19 protein-coding genes are annotated in these 18950 nt (G+C 63.2%); 7 read left to right on the top strand and 12 right to left on the bottom strand.

The window, feature by feature from the left end; all coding sequences use genetic code 11:
- Positions 1-81 precede the first annotated feature (81 nt).
- The 8 genes from AC0L2R_RS06925 to AC0L2R_RS06890 form a co-directional block, all read right to left on the bottom strand.
- Complete coding sequence (locus AC0L2R_RS06925) at positions 82-810, bottom strand: ABC transporter ATP-binding protein (protein WP_473508222.1); 729 nt, start codon at positions 808-810, stop codon at positions 82-84.
- Complete coding sequence (locus AC0L2R_RS06920; protein WP_473508221.1) at positions 803-1537, bottom strand: ABC transporter ATP-binding protein; 735 nt, start codon at positions 1535-1537, stop codon at positions 803-805. The genes AC0L2R_RS06925 and AC0L2R_RS06920 overlap by 8 nt, the downstream gene beginning before the upstream one ends.
- Entirely contained in the window at positions 1534-2502 is a 969-nt protein-coding gene (locus tag AC0L2R_RS06915; RefSeq protein ID WP_473508220.1) for a branched-chain amino acid ABC transporter permease, read from the bottom strand. The genes AC0L2R_RS06920 and AC0L2R_RS06915 overlap by 4 nt, the downstream gene beginning before the upstream one ends.
- A complete protein-coding gene (locus tag AC0L2R_RS06910; protein WP_473508219.1) occupies positions 2502-3368 on the bottom strand; it encodes a branched-chain amino acid ABC transporter permease in 867 nt (288 codons plus the stop codon). Before AC0L2R_RS06910 ends, AC0L2R_RS06915 begins: the two co-directional genes overlap by 1 nt.
- A 61-nt stretch (positions 3369-3429) precedes the next feature.
- Positions 3430-4638 carry an amino acid ABC transporter substrate-binding protein gene (locus tag AC0L2R_RS06905; protein WP_473508218.1) on the bottom strand — a complete coding sequence of 403 codons (1209 nt, stop codon included), beginning with the start codon at positions 4636-4638 and terminating at the stop codon, positions 3430-3432.
- A 316-nt stretch (positions 4639-4954) separates the two neighbouring features.
- Positions 4955-6214, bottom strand: a complete 1260-nt coding sequence (locus AC0L2R_RS06900; protein ID WP_473508217.1) for an NAD(P)/FAD-dependent oxidoreductase — start codon at positions 6212-6214, stop codon at positions 4955-4957.
- Positions 6215-6229: 15 nt separating this feature from the next.
- Complete coding sequence (locus AC0L2R_RS06895) at positions 6230-6547, bottom strand: 2Fe-2S iron-sulfur cluster-binding protein (RefSeq protein ID WP_473508216.1); 318 nt, start codon at positions 6545-6547, stop codon at positions 6230-6232.
- A 10-nt stretch (positions 6548-6557) separates the two neighbouring features.
- Positions 6558-7739, bottom strand: a complete 1182-nt coding sequence (locus AC0L2R_RS06890) for a cytochrome P450 (RefSeq protein WP_473508215.1) — start codon at positions 7737-7739, stop codon at positions 6558-6560.
- 101 nt (positions 7740-7840) lie between these two features.
- On the opposite strand from AC0L2R_RS06890, the gene AC0L2R_RS06885 reads away from it, so the two are divergent.
- Positions 7841-8782: a LysR family transcriptional regulator gene (locus tag AC0L2R_RS06885; RefSeq protein WP_091594674.1), complete on the top strand. Its 942-nt coding sequence runs from the start codon at positions 7841-7843 to the stop codon at positions 8780-8782.
- A gap of 106 nt (positions 8783-8888) precedes the next feature.
- Here AC0L2R_RS06885 and AC0L2R_RS06880 read toward each other — a convergent pair whose 3' ends face one another.
- Positions 8889-9431, bottom strand: coding sequence for a cupin domain-containing protein (locus AC0L2R_RS06880; protein ID WP_091594910.1), 543 nt, complete (start codon positions 9429-9431; stop codon positions 8889-8891).
- 61 nt (positions 9432-9492) lie between these two features.
- Positions 9493-10614, bottom strand: a complete 1122-nt coding sequence (locus AC0L2R_RS06875) for an alcohol dehydrogenase catalytic domain-containing protein (RefSeq protein ID WP_473508214.1) — start codon at positions 10612-10614, stop codon at positions 9493-9495.
- A 278-nt stretch (positions 10615-10892) separates the two neighbouring features.
- Here AC0L2R_RS06875 and AC0L2R_RS06870 point away from each other — a divergent pair, with 278 nt between their 5' ends.
- The 5 genes from AC0L2R_RS06870 (at position 10893) to AC0L2R_RS06850 (ending at position 16412) form a co-directional block, all read left to right on the top strand.
- Entirely contained in the window at positions 10893-11741 is an 849-nt protein-coding gene (locus AC0L2R_RS06870; RefSeq protein WP_473508213.1) for a fumarylacetoacetate hydrolase family protein, read from the top strand.
- 104 nt (positions 11742-11845) lie between these two features.
- Positions 11846-12745 (top strand): VOC family protein, encoded by a 900-nt coding sequence (locus tag AC0L2R_RS06865; RefSeq protein ID WP_473508212.1) that lies wholly within the window; start codon positions 11846-11848, stop codon positions 12743-12745.
- Positions 12746-12824: 79 nt separating this feature from the next.
- Positions 12825-13706 (top strand): alpha/beta hydrolase, encoded by an 882-nt coding sequence (locus AC0L2R_RS06860; RefSeq protein WP_473508211.1) that lies wholly within the window; start codon positions 12825-12827, stop codon positions 13704-13706.
- A 32-nt stretch (positions 13707-13738) separates the two neighbouring features.
- The gene (locus AC0L2R_RS06855; RefSeq protein ID WP_473508210.1) at positions 13739-14776 is read left to right on the top strand and encodes an Ldh family oxidoreductase; all 1038 of its coding nucleotides are present in this window, start codon (positions 13739-13741) and stop codon (positions 14774-14776) included.
- A gap of 64 nt (positions 14777-14840) precedes the next feature.
- Positions 14841-16412 (top strand): bifunctional 3-(3-hydroxy-phenyl)propionate/3-hydroxycinnamic acid hydroxylase, encoded by a 1572-nt coding sequence (locus tag AC0L2R_RS06850; RefSeq protein ID WP_473508209.1) that lies wholly within the window; start codon positions 14841-14843, stop codon positions 16410-16412.
- A gap of 73 nt (positions 16413-16485) precedes the next feature.
- Here AC0L2R_RS06850 and AC0L2R_RS06845 read toward each other — a convergent pair whose 3' ends face one another.
- Both AC0L2R_RS06845 and AC0L2R_RS06840 read right to left on the bottom strand, forming a co-directional pair.
- Entirely contained in the window at positions 16486-17103 is a 618-nt protein-coding gene (locus tag AC0L2R_RS06845; RefSeq protein WP_473508208.1) for a TetR/AcrR family transcriptional regulator, read from the bottom strand.
- Positions 17104-17159: 56 nt separating this feature from the next.
- Positions 17160-17516: a DoxX family protein gene (locus tag AC0L2R_RS06840; protein WP_419694531.1), complete on the bottom strand. Its 357-nt coding sequence runs from the start codon at positions 17514-17516 to the stop codon at positions 17160-17162.
- A gap of 270 nt (positions 17517-17786) precedes the next feature.
- On the opposite strand from AC0L2R_RS06840, the gene AC0L2R_RS06835 reads away from it, so the two are divergent.
- Positions 17787-18896: an alcohol dehydrogenase catalytic domain-containing protein gene (locus AC0L2R_RS06835; RefSeq protein ID WP_473508207.1), complete on the top strand. Its 1110-nt coding sequence runs from the start codon at positions 17787-17789 to the stop codon at positions 18894-18896.
- Positions 18897-18950 lie beyond the last annotated feature (54 nt).

The raw sequence follows: 18950 nt of genomic DNA, 5'->3' as shown, positions 1-18950 counted from the left end.
GCCGCGGCCGCGGCAACCCTGGTGGATCAGGTTGCCCGATATTGGGCGGCACCAGCAGATCGTTGGCGTGCGGCAGTTGCGCTAATGCGCTGCCGCCGCGGCGGCGTCGCCGAGATAGGCACTCATGATTTTTGGATCTTTGAGCAGGTTTGGCGCCGTGTCCTCTCCGACGATCCTTCCCGTCTCGATCAGGTAGCCGCGATCGGCGGTCTTGAGGCTCAGCCGCGCGTTCTGCTCGACGAGCAGGATGCCGAAACCTTCGGCGGCGATGGCGGCCAGTGACTTGAACAGCTCCTTGGCCAGCAGTGGCGACAGGCCGAGCGATGGCTCGTCCAGCATCAGGATGTCCGGCTTCGACATCAGCGCCCTGCCGATCGCGACCATCTGCTGCTCCCCTCCCGACATCGTCTGCGCCAATTGGCGACGGCGTTCGGCCAGCCGGGGGAACAGCCCGTAGACAAAATCAAGCATCTTGCCCGCGTCAGGCTTTGCGCGCCTGGCATGGCTTCCAAGCCGCAGGTTCTCCGCCACGGTGAGTTCGCCAAAGATGCCTCGGCCTTCCGGGACGAGCGCGATCCCCTCCTCCACCATCAGATGGGCGTCGAGTTTCGTGACATCCTTGCCGTTCATGACGATCCTCGTGCCGGCCTTCGTCCCGACGAGCCCGGCGACAGCGCCGAGGAAGCTGGACTTTCCCGCGCCGTTGGCACCCAGGATGACGCAGATCTCGCCTTTGGAAACGCGTGCGGAAACGCCTTCGAGCGCAACATGGCGTCCGTAGCGGACGCCGAGATTGGACACCTCAAGCATCGTCGTCGTCCCCCAGATAGGCGCGGACAACCTCCGGGTCGGCCAGGACGCTGGCCGAGATGCCGTCGGCGATCTTCGTACCGGAATTCATGACGACGCAGCGTTGGCAAAGCGAGCGGATGGCATCCATCACATGCTCGACCATGATGATCGTCCGGCCCTGCGCACTGATCTCGCGGATGAGCGCCATGCCGATCCTGAGTTCGCTGGGGTTGAGGCCGGCGAGCCACTCATCGAGGAGCAGGACATGAGGGTTGCTCGCAAGGGCACGGGCGAGCTCTATTCTCTTCTGGTCGATATAGGTCATTGCCGCCACGGGAATCTCCTCGCGGCCCTTCAACCCGACGCGTGCCAGCAGTTCGCGGGCAAGCGTCAGTGCCTCGCCGCCCCAGAGCCTGTTGTGCCCGAAGACGGCGCCGGCGACGACGTTCTCCACCGCGCTCATGGACGGCAGGACGCGTACCAGCTGGAAGGTCCGGGCAACCCCAATCCGGGCGATCTTGTGGGCTGCCAGTCCGGCGATGGGCTGTCCGGACAGGAGAATATTGCCCGATGTCGGCGACAGCGCCCCCGATATGAGGTTGAGCATCGTGGTCTTGCCTGAACCGTTCGGGCCGATCAGTCCCAACAGCTCACCCTGGGCGACCTCGAAACTCACATCGTTGACGGCGACGAGGCCGCCGAAGGCCTTGCGCACCCTGTCGATGGCCAGCAAAGGAACGCTCATCTCCCCTCCTCCACGGTCGTTGCCAGCAAGCTCTGGTCGGTTGGACGGCGACGACGGAACAGGCTTTCCAGCTGGCCCGTGACACCGTCGGGAAGCACATAGACGATCGACAGGAAAGCGATGCCGACGATCACCGCCGTCTGGTTCGGGAAGTGGCCCGAGATGAAGTCCATCACCAGGGTGAAAGGGACGACGCCGACCAGGGGACCCCACAGGCGGCGTGTCCCGCCGAGCAGAGCCATGATGACCACGAGGAACGATGTCATCGGATTGAAGGCCGCGTCCGGCGTGATGTAGGAATAACGAGGCGCCATGATTGCGCCGGCCACGGCAATGAAGGCCCCCGAGACCGCGAACAAGATGATCCTGGCGCGAGCGGTGTCGACGCCGACATGACGCGCCACGGCCTCGTCATTGCCGATGATGCGCAACGCCAGGCCCAGCCGGGACCTGTTGATGAGCCACCCGGTCATGAACACGATCACCGTCAGCGCAAGCAGCATCCAGTAGAGATGCGCCTCGGTGAGATCGGTGAAGACGTATAACCCGATCGTGCCGCCGAAATTGGTTTGTACCCAGGTCACGATCTGGCCCATGAGTTCGGCAAGGCCTAGCGTGAAGATCACGAAATAGACTCCTGAGAGCCTGAGGGTCGCCAATCCGACCAATATGGCCAGCAAGGCGCCGGCTGCGACCGCGATGAGGATGAGCGCCGGGAAAGGCAGGACGTCGATGAAGATCGCGACCGAATAGGTCCCGACGCCGAAGAAGGCGGCGCTCGCCAACGAGACCAGGTGCGTGGACCCGGAAAAGATCGCCCAGGCCGTGCATATCGCCGCATAGAGCATGATGTTGACGCTGACCGACAGCCAGAACCCCTCGGTGACCAGGGGAAGAAAGGCCAGCACAGCCGCGCCGCCAAGGCCGGCACCAACAGCCAGAAGTTCATTGCGCGGAATGTTCATCACGCCGGCCGCTTTCCGAAGATGCCCTGCGGCCGGAACAGCAGAACGAGGATGAAAAGGGCGTAGTTGGCCGCCAGCGTCAGCCCCGGGTCCAGCAGGCTGGCGACGAGCGTCTCGGTCAGGCCAAGCACGAGGGCTGCGAGAACCGCGCCACGAATGTCGCCGACACCGCCCATGATCACGATGATCAGCGCCTTCATGGTGAACAGCACGCCCATCGACGTGTTGAACGTGTAGAAGGTCGACAGCAGCGTGCCGGCGCAGGCCGTGATCGAGCCTCCCAGGGCAAAAGCAAAGGCCGCCGTCCGGCGCACATCGATCGCCACGAGCCTTGCGGCGCGCGGATCGACGGCGACGGCTCGAACGGCCGTGCCGCGGTCGGTGTGGTAGAGGAAGACGTAGAGAGCGGCGGCGATGACGGCCGCGGCGACAAAGGCCACGACGCGGTTGAGGCCGAACGAGTCGCCCATGATCGAGAAGGGCTGGGCGAGGAACTCATAGTTGAAATAGGACCCGCCGAAGGCCTGCAGCATCAGCCCCTGGAACAGGAACAGCAGTCCGAAAGTCGCCAGGATCGAATCGACCTCGAGCATGCCTCGGTTCCTGGCCCGCTTCACCAGAGGCTGCATCAGCCAGGCATAGATCAGCCAGTTGACGACGAAAGCGCCGGGGCCGATCACCAGCAGGCCAAGAAGCGGATTGATGGCGTAGCCCGCATACAGCCAGAATGTGACGAAGCACGCGGCGACGAGCGTCTCGCCATTGGCGAGGTTCATTATGCGCGCCACGCCGTACTGCAGCGTGAGCCCGAGGGCGATGAGCGTATAGGTGCCCCCGAGGAGCAGGCCTGTCAGCAGGATGAGCATTGGTATTCTCGCGGTGAGGGCCTGGCGCCACGAGGACGCCGAGGCCCCTGGGAGGATCGGATCAGTTGCTGGGCCAGACGGGCTTGATCACTGGCTGCTGCACGCCCTGGAGGTTCCCGGTCGCCCTGACGCCATGAACGACGCCATCGCTCCACTGGCCCACCGTCCAGTTGTTGTTGTTGATGTTGTTGTCGAAGTGGACATCGCCGATGACGGTCTTGAAGGTGCCCGACTGGATTTCCTTGTTGAGCGCTTCCTTATCCAGGCTGCCGACGTGCTCGACGGCCTGTTGCAGGATCTCCAGGCTGGCATAGGCCACCGGGCTTGCCCACCAATCGGCTTCCTGGCCCGTCACCTCGAGGTGCTCCTTGCGATAGGCCTCGAACACGGGATCGCTGGCATTGACACCGCCCATGATCAGGACCCCGTTGGCAGCGGCGCCGAAGCGCTTTCCGTAGGCGTCGAGATTGCCGCCGACGCTAACGAAGAATGCCTTGACGTCGAACTTCTGCAACTGCGCCTGCTCGGTGAGAGCGAAGCTGTCCGGCGGGTAGGAGTAGGCGACGAAGGCGTCGGGGTTCGCCGCCTTTGCGCTTGCTATCACGGGAGCGACGTCCTGGTTGCCGAGCGGATAGGAGCTTTCGTAGACGGTATCGAAACCGGCCTGCTTGAGCGCTGGCTTGCCAGTCTTGATCATTTCGAGGCCGAAGGCATCGGAGACGTTGACCACCGCGACCCGATTGCCGATCTTGCCGGCGTCGCGCAGATCCTTGAGCGTGCCGACGATACCGTCGGCGATGCCCTGTGCCGGACCGAGCAGCCAGAACGTGTTCGGCCAACGCTTGACGAATTGGTCGAGATCGTTGGCATTGCCGGTGGAGACGATCTGCGGGTAGCCATATTTCGCGATCAGCGGGGCGGTCGCGAGATTGAGGCCTGTCGAATATGGCGGGATGATCAGGTCGACCTGGTCCTGGGTGGCAAGACGCTGAATGTTCTTGACCGCCTCTTCCGGCGACGACTTGTCGTCATACTCGACGATCTCGATCGGCCGCATCTGATCGCCGACCTTGAGGCCGCCGGCCTTGTTCACTTTCTCGACCCACAGCTTGATGTTCGGCCAAAGCACGCCTGACGCGCCGCCCGCAAGTGGCCCGGTCTTGGATGCGCTGACGCCGATCCTGACCGGGTCCTGCGCCGTGGCGGCGCCGATTGTGCCGACCGCCAAGGCCGCCGAAAGCATGAGTACATTGAAACTGCGTCGCAACATCGATTCCTCCCAGTTCTGGCTGCAGTGGGCGCTTCCCTCTCGCCTCGCGGCTCGCGAGAACGAGTTGATCGCCCGATCCTCTAGCGAATTGCTTAGGCCATTATCCTCCGATGATCCAGCTAATTTCGTAATATCTAATATTTTCGTTATTTTGGCGAGCGAAGCCCGACCCAAGGCGACTTGGCCGGAGCACGAGGCTGCGCCGTCCAAAACCGCTTCCGCCTCACATCACCAAAATACCAAATAGTATTCAGATACTAATAAGAATGTCAACATTAAAAATCTGCCGGTGCGTCCCTACCCCTCCAGGTCGGCCTCATTTCGAGCTCGCCAGGGCCTCGAGCGCCAGCGCCGGATCCGCTACCTGAGCAGGGTCGAGGCTGGCCGACACGGCAAGGAGGCGCTTTCCGATCAGATAGTCGCGCGGCGCATTCAGCCCATCGACGGCGACGAACTGCCCCTCGCGGTAGTACCAGTGCGACCGTCCTGGGCCCGCCCCCTGCCTGACAACCACCGTATCGCCCGTTCTGGACAGGCCGGCGATCTGCAGCTTGAGATCGAACTGATCCGACCAGAACCACGGCTTCGGCTTGTAGGGCTGGCGCGCGCCCATAATGTTGCGGGCGACCAGGTCAGCGCTGTCGATGGCGTTGCCGACGCTCTCCATCCGCAGCGCTCCTCCCGGCAAGGAGAAGTTGGCGCAGTCGCCGGCAGCCCAGATGAACGGATCGCCCGTGCGCCCGTACGCGTCGGCAGCGATACCGTTGTCGATAGCGAAACCCGCCTCTGCAGCCAGCGTCGTTTGCGGCATGCCGCCGATTCCCGCCACGACGACGTCGGCGGCGATGATCGTGCCGTCGCCGAGCCTGGCGCCAGTAACGCGATCAGCGCCGAGCAACTCGCTCACCGCCCTGCCGAGATGGAACGTCACGCCCCTGGACCGGTGAAGGTCTTCCACAGCCCTCGCCGTTTCCGCCGAAGCCACCCGTGCGAGCGGCCGATCGGTGGCTTCCACGACATCCACTGTCGTGCCGAGCCCACGCGCGACGGCGGCGATCTCGAGGCCGATATACCCACCGCCGATGACAAGGAGCTTGCCACGCGTTTCGAGCGCAGGCCGCAATGCATCGATGTCGGCGAGCGTGCGGATCGTGAAGATGCCCGCAAGGCCGCGCGAAATCGCCTGCGGAAGCTTTCGGGCGGTCGCTCCGGTTGCGAGCACGAGACGGTCGTAGGCAAGCATGCCGCCATCGGCGAGGCATACGCGCCGCCGACCGCGGTCGATGGCTGCGACGCGCGTTCCCAGTCGCAACGCGATCCGGTTCTTTGCGTACCAGTCCTCCGCTTTCAGCTTCAACCGGTCCCGCTCGAGTTCGCCAAGAAGATATGCCTTGGACAGCGGAGGACGCTGGTAGGGAGCATCGGCCTCGTCCCCGATCAGGGTGAGCGACCCGACAAAACCGTTCGCCCGCAGCTTCTCGGCCGTCGACAGGCCGGCCTGTCCGGCGCCGACGATCACGATGCTGCTTTCGTTGCCGGGTATGGCGGCGGCGGGATGGTCGACGTCGTGGAGCATGGCCAGCCGCAACCGCTAGGCGGCCGGAATGCGGACAGAAACGTTATCCAGGGCGTCGCTGACCTTGATCTGGCAGCTCAACCGGCTTCCAGGTTCACGCGGTGCTTCGGCGAAGTCCAGCATATCGTTTTCATGTTCGCTGATGGGCCCGAGCCTCGACATGATGTTCTCGGGAAGCACGACATGGCATGTGGCGCAGGCCGCCGAGCCGTTGCATTCGGCGATGATGCCCGGAACGCCGTTTTCAAGCGCGGTTTCCATCAAGGTGCGGCCGCTCTGGGCCTCGACGGCGAGCTCGGCGCCGTCGGCGAGGAGGAACCTGATCTTCGGCATGAAACTCTCCTCAAGCGTCCCAGACAACGGGCATGTGCGTGGGGCCACGAAACACCCAGCCCCGGATGCGGACGTGGTCCGGATTCTTGAGCCTGAGATTGCGCAGCCGCTCGAACACCGTCGGCACGGCGATCTGGCTTACCAGCGCGCGCGACACCCATGTCCCGGCGCAGAAATGCGATCCGGCGCCGAACGCAAGGTGGGATTTCTTCTCCCGGAAGATGTCGAATTTTTCCGGATCGCTGAAACGGCGGTCGTCGTGATTGGCGGCGCCGACGCACAGACCGACCTGCTCGCCCTTGCGGACCAGCGTCCCCGAGATCTCCGTGTCGCGGGTCAAGCGGCGTGGATACATGCCGATCGGCGAGATCCAGCGCACCGCTTCTTCGAAGGCCTGCCCCCAGAGCGAAGGCTCGGCGCGAACGCGCGCGAGCTGATCCGGGTTCTGCAGCAGGCCAAGGATCAGCGTAAGGATCGAGTCGCGGGTCTCGTTCAGCCCGCCCCCGATCGCGACCTTAATGTTGGCGTAGATCTGCTCGACCGTCTGCGGAGGATCGGCCTGGAGCATCGAAGACAGCATCGAAGGATTTGGATTGTCCCGATGATGGGGAAGCATCCTGTCGACGGCGCTCTCGACGCCGCTGGCTGCCTCCCTCGCCTTACGGGCGATCTCCGGGTTGTGCGAGTAGTTGCCGGAACCGTCGATCAGCGACTGCGACCACAGTGCCATCGTGCGCCAGTCGACGCCGTCGAAACCCAATATGTCGGCCAGTGCGCGTGCCGCGATCGGCGCGGCGAGTTCGTCGAAAAGTTCGGCCTCGCCCCTGTGCTCGATCTGCGAAATAACGTCGTCGCAAATGCCCCGCATGGGGTCGGCCCAGCACCGCTTGACGACACCAGGCCGCAGGCTCGGATCCATCGCCGCCCTTTCGCGGGCATGATCGTCGCCGTCCTTGCGCATCAGGTTCGGCCCGATCACCGTGTTCAGCAGCGACTGCGGGTTGATGGAGGAAAACGTCTCGGGGTCGCGTTCGATGGCCATGATGTCGTCGAAGCGCGTGACCATCATGATGTTGGCTGCCTCGACCTTGACGACCGGCCCGAGGTCGCGGACGCGCTTGAAGACCGGATACGGATTGGCAAGCAGGTCTTCGAACGCAACGTCGTCGACCACTTTCACGGCTTCGCTCATGATTTCCTCCTGTCGGGGAACGGCGTACGAAATCCACGTGTATTCAGCAATGCGATGAGTTAGATAGATGTCATCGAAAATTTGCATGTAGGAGGATAGCAATGCTGCCCGACGAGCTTGCCAGTGTGGACTTCGCGGCCTTGCAGACGCTTGTTGCTGTCCAGGACCGCGCCTCGTTTTCGGACGCCTCCCAGCTTCTCGGCGTCAACCAGTCCACCATAAGCTACGCCATCAAGAGGCTGCGAAAGGCCTTCAACGATCCGCTGTTTGTCCGCCAGGGCAATTCGATCGTGGCAACCGATAAGGGCGAACAGCTGGCCCAGCAGGCACGCGGCATCCTTGAGCAGATGGCGGCGCTTTCTTCGCCGTCGGGTTTTGACCCAGCCACCGCCGTAGGAAGCGTGACGGTGTCCTGCAACCATCATGAGCGGATGTTTCTCATTCCGGACTTTCTGCGGCGCGCGCAGAAGGAGGCGCCGCAGGCGACGATCCACATTTTCGAGTCCGCCGTCGACGGCAAGCAGCAGTTGAAGGAGAACACCTGCGATATCGTGCTTGGCCCGGTCTCGATTCTCGGGGACATCTACTACCGTAGGAAGATGTTTTCGGATCACTATGCGTGCGTCATGGACCCGGCGCACGAGCTCACGCGCGGAGCACTGACGCTTGAGCGCTATTGCGCCTCGCGGCATGTCGCGGTCACCCATAACGGGCGCTGGGAGGCTCTCTATTTCGCCGCGCTGCGCGCCAGGGGTATCGAGTTGGAGCCGGACGTCACCGTCTCCAGCCATGACATACTGGAACGCCTGATACCGGCCTCCGAATTGGTGGCGACGATTCCGTATCGACTGGCGCGTCGCCTTTCGGACAGGCTCGCTTTGCGTCCCTTCCCGATGGACGTCTTCATCCAGGTCGACATGTACTGGACCGAGCGCACGCACCACTCCGGCCTGCACCGCTGGGCCCGCCAGATCCTGGCCGAGGTCGCCGAGAAGAATCTCGGCGACGGGGACCGCCAACGGCAAGACGAGATGATCGCCTGACGGGCGGACAGTAAGCCTGGGCAGATGAAGCCGGTGCCGCGCAAGCGGAGCGCACTTTGCCAGCCAGACCACGCTGGATGGACGATCCGCCCGGGAGCGACAACACCTAGACCGTGGTCGCTCCGAGCATCACGACCGAGATCGTCACCGGCTCGGCGAAGGGATTGCGCCAGGCATGGCGCGCGCCCTGCTGCACCACCGTATCGCCCTGTGTCAGTTCGACGGTCTTGCCGTCGTCAAGCTCGAGGACAAGCCGGCCCTTGACGACGGTGACATAGTCGACCGTCGGCGTCTGGTGCATGCCGGGATTGTCCATCTCGAAGCGTTCGGCGATGCCGGGCGCGGCCTTCAGGTGCTCCGGACCCGCCAGTCCGGGCTTCCAGTCGGGCGACATCATCACGCTGTCCGGCGGAAAGGTGATCATCCAGAACACCGAACCTCCGACCGAAGCGAGCATCGTGCTCTCGCTCGCCATCGGGTCGGCGCCGTCCCGTCTGGCCAGATCCGGCGTCCCGTCGATCTTCCACTGCGGAGACGAAACCAAACCGGGCGTGTGCTGGAGCGCCATCTCGCGCGGCGAGGAACCGTCGCTGATGAATACCGATTTTCCTGCGGCGTTCTTTCCGGTGACAACGCGGCGAATGGTCATGTCTTGATCCTCCCAGACAACATGGATACTATTCGGTATCAGCATACCCAAACGTATGCAATTACGGATGGATCACAAAATTCGAAAACCCGCCATGGCGCTGGGCGATGCCCGAGATGGCCTCATTGACCTTGCTCATGGGCGTCGCCTGGGTTTCCAGGAGATCGAAGCTGACCTTGCCGATCCCGACGAGGTCGGCCATTTCCTGGCCCTCGGATGTCGTCAGCCAAGCCGAACCGATAAGACGCTGGTTGCGGTCCATCATCATGTGCACGTCAATGGGAACCGCACCCATCACGGCGCCGATGTCGACGGCGATACCGCCGCGGCGCAGCGCCCTGAGGCCCGCCAGGAAAGGCTCTTGCGGCGTGCCGGGACCGTTGCAGTCGATGAAGGCGTCGACCCCCTCGCCATGCTCCGTCCTGGAACGGGCCCATTCGTCGGGCGATCCGTCGTCAAGCGAATGTGTCTCGATGATGCCGGGCGCCAGCGCTTCGATCTCCTTCAGCAGCTTGCTGTCGCGACCGGTGCCGAGAATCTTCTTGACCCCGAACGACGGGCCGAACACTGCGATCGATATGCCGAGCGTGCCGGAGATGCCATTGACAAGGATCGTGTCACCGGGACCGACCTGCGCTTTCTTCAGAGCGGAATAGCCGGTGCCCATGTAGCCGAGCCGCGCCGCCTGATCGAAGGTCATGTTGTCGGGCAGAGCCACGATCGCCGACGCCGGCGCGGCCATGTACTCGGAAATACCGCCGACCGGGTAGTCCTCGAATGTCTGGAGCGCTTCATGGCTAAAGCCGAAATAGCCCTGGAAGGCGTAATGGCGGCAGGAGATCGTGTCGCCGCGCCGGCAATGACGGCAAGAGCCGCAGGAGCGCCCCGGATTGACGTAGACCCGATCGCCGGGTTTCAGACTGTGGACCTGGCTGCCGACCGCCGCGATCTCGCCGGTCGGGTCGAGGCCGAATATCGCTGGGAGCGGCGGCTGCGGCATGTGGGGAAACCAGGTCGGCCACATCGCCAGGATGTTGGCGAGGTTCGGCACGATGCCGCACGATCTGACGCGAACGAGCACGTCCATCGACCCAAGCTTCGGAACCGGCACTTCCTCGATCCTCAGCTGACCGCCGATCTCGTGCATGCGCGCGGCCTTCATCGTCTGCGGAATTGCTGTCACGTCGATACCTCCCGTTCGCTCAAACCAGCGCATGCCGAGTTTCTCTCGCGCATGGGCCTCCTCCCGAGGCCAGACCGGTGATCGCATAGATTTTTCGAAATATCAATATTTTTTCGTAACTTTGTGGGGATGACCAAGGACTCGGCACCACGCCCAGGCAACGGTCAGACCATTGACCTGAGGCCGGGCCACTTGTCGCCTTCTTACGATGGGCTTGCCTATTTTCGAAAATCCGGTTTACTCCAAAACGGAAGTGCCTGCTTTTAAGGTACGTCGTAATGGGTGAGCCTTTGAAATTCGCTTCTTTCGTCGAACGCAACGGTGCCGGCTACGGAATGGTTGACGGTGAAATCATCCTGCGGCTGGATTCTGTTCCCGGCGCGCCGCCAGATCTCAAAGCCTATCTCGATAGCCGGTTTCCCGACCTCACGCCCGATGAACGCGATCTCGAAGCCTTGCCGCTGGCTGAGGTCAGCCTGCTGCCGCCGATTCCCAACCCAGGCAAGATCTTCTGCGTCGCCGCCAACTTCCGCGAGGGTGACAAGCCGACGCCGCAGTTCCCGCTGCTGTTCATGCGCCACGCGCAAGCACAGACCGGCCATGGAGGGGCGATCCGGAAGCCGGCGGTTTCCGACAAGCTGGATTTCGAGGGTGAGTTGGCGGTGATCATCGGCCGCCGCGCACACAAGATCGTGCGCGGCGAAGCAATGGCGTACGTCGCCGGCTATTCATGCTTCAACGAGGGGAGTGTGCGCGACTGGCAGAAGCACTCGAGCCAGTTCACGCCCGGAAAAAACTTCTACCACAGCGGCGCGTTTGGTCCCTGGATGGTCTGTACGCGCGAGATTCCGGACCCGGCTCGCCTCCTTCTGGAGAGCCGGGTCAATGGCGTGAGCAGGCAGTCGATCGCGATCGACCGGATGATCTTCGATATCCCCTGGCTAATCTCCTACATCTCGACATTCGCCCCGCTCGACCCTGGCGACGTCATCGTTTCAGGCACGCCATCAGGCTTCGGCGCAAGCCGCAATCCGCCTGAATTCCTTTTCCCTGGCGACGAGGTCGAGATCGAGATCCAGGGCATTGGAACGCTGCGAAACACCGTGATCTCGGATCAGTCGCTCTAAGATTTCGTAATAATATCTTTTTTTCGAAATTTGTTGCCGTGGAGCCGAGTTTGATCTAAGGAGATCGCCAGGACCACGCTGCGGCCATAGGAAGGAGACTGGTGATGCACCTGGTGTTTGGGGTCGGTCACATAAAGCTGAATGTCCGTGACGTAGACGCCGTGATCCACGACTCGACGGAGATTCTCGGCCTGCGGGTCACCAAGCAGGCGGCGGGGGAGACATGGCTGAGCTCGAACGGCCGCGAAGCAGAACTCGTGCTTCTCCATTCCGAGGAGAATTCCTGCCACACGATCGGGCTCGAAGCGCTGACTGAGGAGGCTGTCGCGGAAGCCGCCTCGCGTGTCGACGGCGCCGGCTGCCGGATCCTCTCGCGCGAACCCAGCCTGGCGTGCTGCGATGCCGGCATCACCTTCGCGACGCCGGACGGTCTGCGCTTCGAGATACACACCCCGGCGCGCGACGACATGTACAATCCGCGCTACCCGACCAACGGCATCAAGCCGCGGCGGCTCGACCACATCAATCTCATCACGCCCGACCCGGTCGCCACGAGGCAGCAGCTCTCCGAAATCTGCGGCATGCGGCTCACCGAGCGCATGGTCAACGAGGCTTTGAGCTGGATGCATGGCGGCAACCGCCAGCACCACATTCTGGGTCTGGTGAAGGGTCCGGTCGGGCTTCACCACTACTCTTTCGAATTCAGCCACTTCAGCGACTATTGCCGGCTTGGCGACATTCTCGACGGGTTCGACCGCCAGGTCCTTTGGGGGCCGGGCCGCCATCGCCCGGGCGACAACACCTACGCCTATTACCTCGATGCCAGCGGCGCGATGGTCGAGTGCTCCGGCGCCATGCACATGGTCGCCGACGACGCCCACTTCGTACCCAACGTCATCACCAATTTGGAGCGCCCGGGAAACGTTCGCCAGATGAATGTCTGGGGTTCTCCCGCCCCCCAGGAATGGCGCGAGCACCATTTTCCATTCGCCGGGATCGACTGATCCGCAGGGCTCGGCGGCAGACCACACAGGCAAGCAAGGCGAAGCAGCTCGGGGCGCTGCTACGGATAGGAGATAGTTTATGCAGGAAAAACTGACGTTCGAATCCGACGGCCTGAAACTGTCGGCGGTTCTGCACATTCCCGACAGCCACCGTCCCGGACAGAAGCTGCCGGCATTCATCGTCTGCCACGGCTTCGTCGGTTCCAAGGACGAGTCGCACGCCCAGATCCAGGCGGAGATGATGGAGACGTTCGGCTATGCCGCGCTGCGCTTCGACTTCCGCTGCTGCGGCGAGAGCGAGGGCGAGCGCGCCCAGGTGCGCTGCTTCGATCAGGTCGCCGACGCAAAGAACGCGCTGACCTTCCTTGCCGGGCGCCCCGAGATCGACCCGAAGCGGATCGGCATCACCGGCCACAGCTTCGGCGCCGCGGTTTCGGTCTATACAGCAGGCGTCGACGAGCGGTTCGCCTGCGTCATCTCCTCATGCGGCTGGGGTCACGGCGAGCGGAAGTTCCGCGGCCAGCACCCCACGCCGGAGGCCTGGGAGCGCTTCATGGGCCTGCTCGAGAAAGGCCGCGAGCACAAGCGCGCGACGGGCGAGAGCCTGTGGATCTCGCGGTTCGACGCCGTGCCGATCCCGGAAAAATTGCGCAAGAATCTGTCGCCCAAGGCGATCATGGAAATCCCGACCGAGACGGCATGGAGCATGATGAACTTCAGGGCGGAGGACGTGGTTGCCAACATAGCGCCCCGGCCTGCCCTGTTCTTCCACACCGCCGACGACATCATCACGCCGACCGAGCAGTCCATCCGCCTGTTCGAGAAGGCCGGGCAGCCGGCCGAGCTGATGCTGATTTCGGGCACCGCCCACTTCCCGCTCGCACCGGAGGACGCGCCGCGCACCAAGATGATGCTCAAGGGCTGGCTCGACAAATTCTTCCCGGCAACGCCGACAGTTTGAGGTCGATGCGGCCAGACAAGGAGACATTCGGCATGCCCGTCGCCCAGGAAAACGAACTGACCGATTTTGCGACCGCGCTGCTCAATGCTGCCGGCTATACGCCGGACGAGGCGTCACAAACCGCGCGGCTGCTGGTGTGGGCCAATCTGCGTGGCGCGGATTCGCACGGTGTTCTCAGGATCCCGCGCTACATCGAGATGATCGAGACCGCTGTCGTGTGCGCCGGTCAACAGCCGACGCTGATCCGGGAGTTCGGGGCGACCTGCGTCTTCGACTACGGAAAGGGGCCGGGCGCGGTCGCCATGATGCACGCGGCAGGCAAAGCCGCCGATCTGGCGGAAGCGTTCGGCATCGGCTGGTGCGGCGCCCGCGATGTATCCCATGCCGGCGCGATCGGCTATTTCACCACCAAATTGGCCGAACGCGGGCTCATCGGCATCGCCATGACCGCATCGAGACCGCTCATGAGCTATTTCGGCGCAAAGGGCGAGGCGCTGTCGACCAATCCGCTGTCGATCGCCATTCCGCGGCCTGGCGGCGCCGATCCGATCGTGCTCGACATGTCGACTGCCGCCGTCGCGCTCGGCAAGATCATGGCGGCCAAGGATTCAGGCAAACCGATCCCCCGAGGCTGGGCCATCGATGCCAACGGCGTCGAAACGCAGGATCCGCATGAAGTGGCAGCCATACTGCCGATGGCCGGGCCGAAGGGATCCGGTCTGTCGCTGATGATTGAAATTCTGTCGAGCGTGCTGGTGGGCAACGCCGTCATCGCGCCGTTCCTGCGCGGCGAGAAGAACGGCGGCTTCAATGGCCTTGTGCTTGCCATCAATCCGGCGGCCTTCGGCGACAGCTCGTCCTTTCTCGCCTCGGTGGAAAGCCTCGCCGGCGCGATCCATGCGCTCGATCCGGCGGTCAGCTCCGATGGCGTCAAACTACCCGGCGAACGCGGCTTCCAAACCGGGCGGGAGCGCACCGCCAACGGCATTCCGCTGGCGAAGGGCACGGCCAGAAACCTCGCCGATGCAGCCGTCCGGCTGGGGCTCACGGTGCCGGCCTTCCTGCAGTGATGCCAAGTGGCAGCCCGCACCAAGCCAGCCAACAAAGGACCGAAACCAGCGGGGGGTCTCACTGATGACGCAAGATGAGGCGGACGTCGTGGTGGTCGGGCTCGGCCCGGTCGGCATCACCTTGTGCAATCTTCTTGCGGCAGCAGGCGTCAGGGTGGAAGGCATAGACGCCGCTGACGACGTCTATGCACTGCCTCGCGCGATCGGCATGGACCACGAGGTGATGCGGATCTTCCAGAACATCGGCGCGGCCGACGCCGTGGCCGCAGCGACGGGGCACTATCGCCCGTCGGAATATAGGTCCGCCGATGGAACCCTGTTGCGCCGGTTCGAGTCCCCTGCCCAGCCCTACCCGCTTGCCTGGCCGCCCTATCTGACTTTCCTTCAGCCGGATCTCGAAAGGGCTCTGCGCGCCAATGGCAAGAAGTTCCCCCACCTGACGCTGCGCACGGCAACGGAACTCGTCGGCCTTGAGAACCCCGATAGACCGATCCTGACCTTGCACGACAAGGCGAGCGGCGAGCGCACAAGGCGCGCGCCCCGCTATGTCGTCGGTTGCGACGGCGCGAACAGCTTCACACGGCGCGGGCTCGGCGTCGCGCTGGAGGACCTCGACTTCGACGAACCCTGGCTCGTGGTGGACATGATACTGGAGGACCAGCAGGCGCCATTGCCAGAGACCAACGTCCAGTTCTGCAATCCCGCGAGGCCGCACACGTATGTGTGTGGGCCTGACCAGCTACGCCGCTGGGAGTTCATGATCCTGCCGGATGAAGATCCGGCGGAGGTCAACCGCCCGGAACGTATCTGGCAATTGCTTTCGCCCTGGCTTCGGCCGGACCAGGCCAGGCTGTGGCGCTCGGCGACCTACAACTTCCACGCCCTTGTTGCGGAGCAGTGGCGCGTGGGCAGCGTCTTTCTAGCCGGCGATGCCTGCCACATGACCCCGCCTTTTCTCGCGCAGGGAATGGTGCAAGGCATCAAGGATGCAGCCAATCTCGCTTGGAAGCTGGCCCATGCGATCGGCAGCGGATCGGAGCACCTCCTCGGCACCTACCAGGCCGAGCGCAGACCGTTCATGCGCGAAGTCATCGACATCACCAAGCGGCTTGGACAGTTCATCTGCGAGCGGGATCCGGACAAGGCTCAGGCGCGCGATGCCGAGATGGCCGCGGCCATGCGCATGGGCCAAGGTGTTCAGATCCGGCAGAACCTCTTTCCGCCCATCCGTCATGGACTTGTCGCCAGCAACATCGATGGCTCGCCGAGCCCTCGCGCCGGTGAGCCATGTCCTCAACCCTGGATTATCGGGCCTTTCGGCCGGAAGCGGCTCGACGATGCGTTGCCGCCAGGGTTCCAGCTTCTCATCGCTGGCGACATGGACCCCTCGCCCACCCTCCTGGACAAGGCGCGACAGGTGGGCATTGCCGTGCATCGCGTGGCGCAGGAGAAATCCTGCCCTTCGCTGTTGGTGGAAGAGGACCGCGTTCTCGCCGACTGGCTAACCGCGAAGGGCGCGCGCGCCGCCCTGGTGCGGCCGGACCATGTGGTCTTCGGTACGGCCGCGGACACGCGGGGGACCGAGCAGCTCGTGTGTCAACTCCAGATGATGCTGGTGGCGGCACCCGACAAATGACGTGTGCTTGCGTCGCGCGCCTGAACGGGCCTCGACTGCGAGCCGGAACTGGCCGGTGCGAATCGGAAGCGCCTTATTTGCGGGCTGGCTGCTTCATGTGGCGATAGAGGTGGGCCAGATGCATCGAGGTGAGCGTCGCCCGCACCATCTCGCCCGGTGAATCGTCCTTCATGAAGCTGGAGAGGCCGCCATAGATGAGTTCCAGAACGACGCCGCCCACATAGAGTGGTTCGATATCGGAACCGCCATAGGGAAAAAGCTTTGCCGACAGCAGCTTGCCCAGACCTTCCCACTGGTCCTTGAACAGGCGCAGATGCCGCTCTTCCAGTGTGTTGTCGCGGCGGGCGATCCGCAACAGGTCGATTGCAAGCGTTCCCCAGCGCTTGTCCTTCGCTCTCTGGTTGGCCCAATCGCACATCGCATCGATGATCTTTTTCGGGTCGTCGTAGCCGTCGAGCAGGCCGGTGAGTTCGACCACGTCGCCACCGGCATGGCGCTCGAGCAATTGAAGGAAGATGTCTTCCTTGTTCTCGAAGTTCGAATAGAAGGCGCCCTTCGAATAGCCGGCTTCTTCCGCGATACGTTCGATGGTGGCGCCGGAGTAACCATCGCGAGCCACGACATCGCTCGCCGACAGCAAAAGCTTCTCACGAGTCAGAGCCTGGCTCTGTTCGCGCGTCAGTCGCGGCATCCGCTATCCTCCAAGCCATTCATTGAGATACCCTTGGTATCCGAATCGGCCGAAATTTAGAAGGCCGAAACAATACAGGCAAGCGCCCAAAAAATCGGGTATTCGGGACCCATCAACTGCCAGCGCCAACGCGGGCCATTGATGCGCACCACGGCATAGGCTGCGCCCAGCAAGACGGCCACGCCGCACGCCGCAGCCCATCGCGGATAGATGCCGAACACCATTCCAACGGCGGCAACGAACTCCAGCGCAACCGTCAGCACGATGAAGGGCTTTCCTGGCTTCAGCCCGGCGGCCTCGAACGTCTTTGTCGCCTTTTCGAAGTTCCTGATCTTTCCGATGAAATGCGGAATGAACCAGATCCCGCACAGAATGCGCAGGAGATCGATTGGCGTTAGCATGAACTCCGGCACTGATTCCTCCATGTAGAACGTCGATCGGACCGCCCGGCCCGTCCTCCCGTTCCTGATTGTCGTTTGCGGCGACGTTCTCCCAGCCAGCGGAGCGAAAGTGTTCGTCGCCAACCCAACCGGCGCGGCGTTCGCCGGACATTTTCCCCAAATGCTGTCGCCCTTGGAAAATGGCTCTTGCGTCACCCAATCCAGATACTATACGGTATCCACAGTCTAGGAGGAATGTCAACGCGGCATCTCCGCGATCCGGTCAATTGGGAGGAACAGACGATGACGATCATGATGCGGGCGGCACGGCTTCACGCCGTGAACGAGCCGATGCGTGTTGAGGACGTGGCGAAGCCGGTGGCGTCCGGCACGGATGTGGTCGTCGAGGTCAAGGCCTGCGGGATGGTACCCAATCTCGCCAACGTGCTGAACAACTGGGAAACCTGGTATCCGCATCAGCCGTTGCCGATGAAGCCGGCGATCTTCGGCCTCGACCCCGCGGGCATCGTGCATCAGGTCGGTGAGCAGGTCGTGGCGATCAAGCCCGGCGACCGCGTGTATGTGAATCCGTTGCGCTCCTGCGGCGCGTGTCATGCCTGTGTCAGCGGCCATCAGGCGAAGTGCGAATACTTTACCTTCAACGGCTATTTCGGCTTCAACAGGAACAGCCTGGAAATCTACAAGCGTTATCCGGAAGGCGGCTTCGCCCAGTTCATGCGCGCGCCGCAGAATGCGATCGTCAAGATCCCCGACAACATGACCTATCCGCAGGCGGCCCGCATGGGCTACCTCGGCACGGCCTATTCCGCGCTCAAGAAGTTCGGCGTACCGGCCGGCAGATCGCTGATCATCAATGGTGCGACCGGCACGCTGGGCGTCGGCGCGACACTCTTCGCGCTCGCCATGGGCGTCTCGACGATCTACGCGGTAGCACGCGGCAAGCCCCTGCTCGAGCGGCTGAAGCAGCTTGCCCCGAACCGGATCCAGACTTTCTCCAACCAGGACGGGAAGGTCGCCGACTGGGTCCGCTCGCAGACCGGCGGTCTCGGCGCCGACTTCATGCTCGATTGCCTCGGTGCGGTGGCCGATGTCAAGGCCATGAAGGACGCGATGATGGGCGTCAAACGCGGCGGCCGCATCGTCAACATCGGCGGCACCGGCAGCGACATGCTGTTCAACACCAAATGGTGGATGGACAATTCGATGGAGCTTCTCGGCTCAGCCTGGCTGACCACGGCCGAGGGCATGGAGATCGCCGATATGGTCCGCTCCGGCGCGATCGATCTTTCGGTGCTGGAGGCGCGGACGTATCCGCTCGAGCAGATCAACGAGGCCATCAATGGCGTCGCCTCCGGTGACGGCGGCTTCACCAGCTACGTGCTCGAACCCTAGGGGGACATCTGGCGGACCTCACCGTCCGCCGCTTGCCGGGAACCGCGGAACGGC

The organism is Mesorhizobium sp. WSM4820, assembly GCF_055811075.1.
This window is presented reverse-complemented; position numbering and strand designations above follow the sequence as displayed.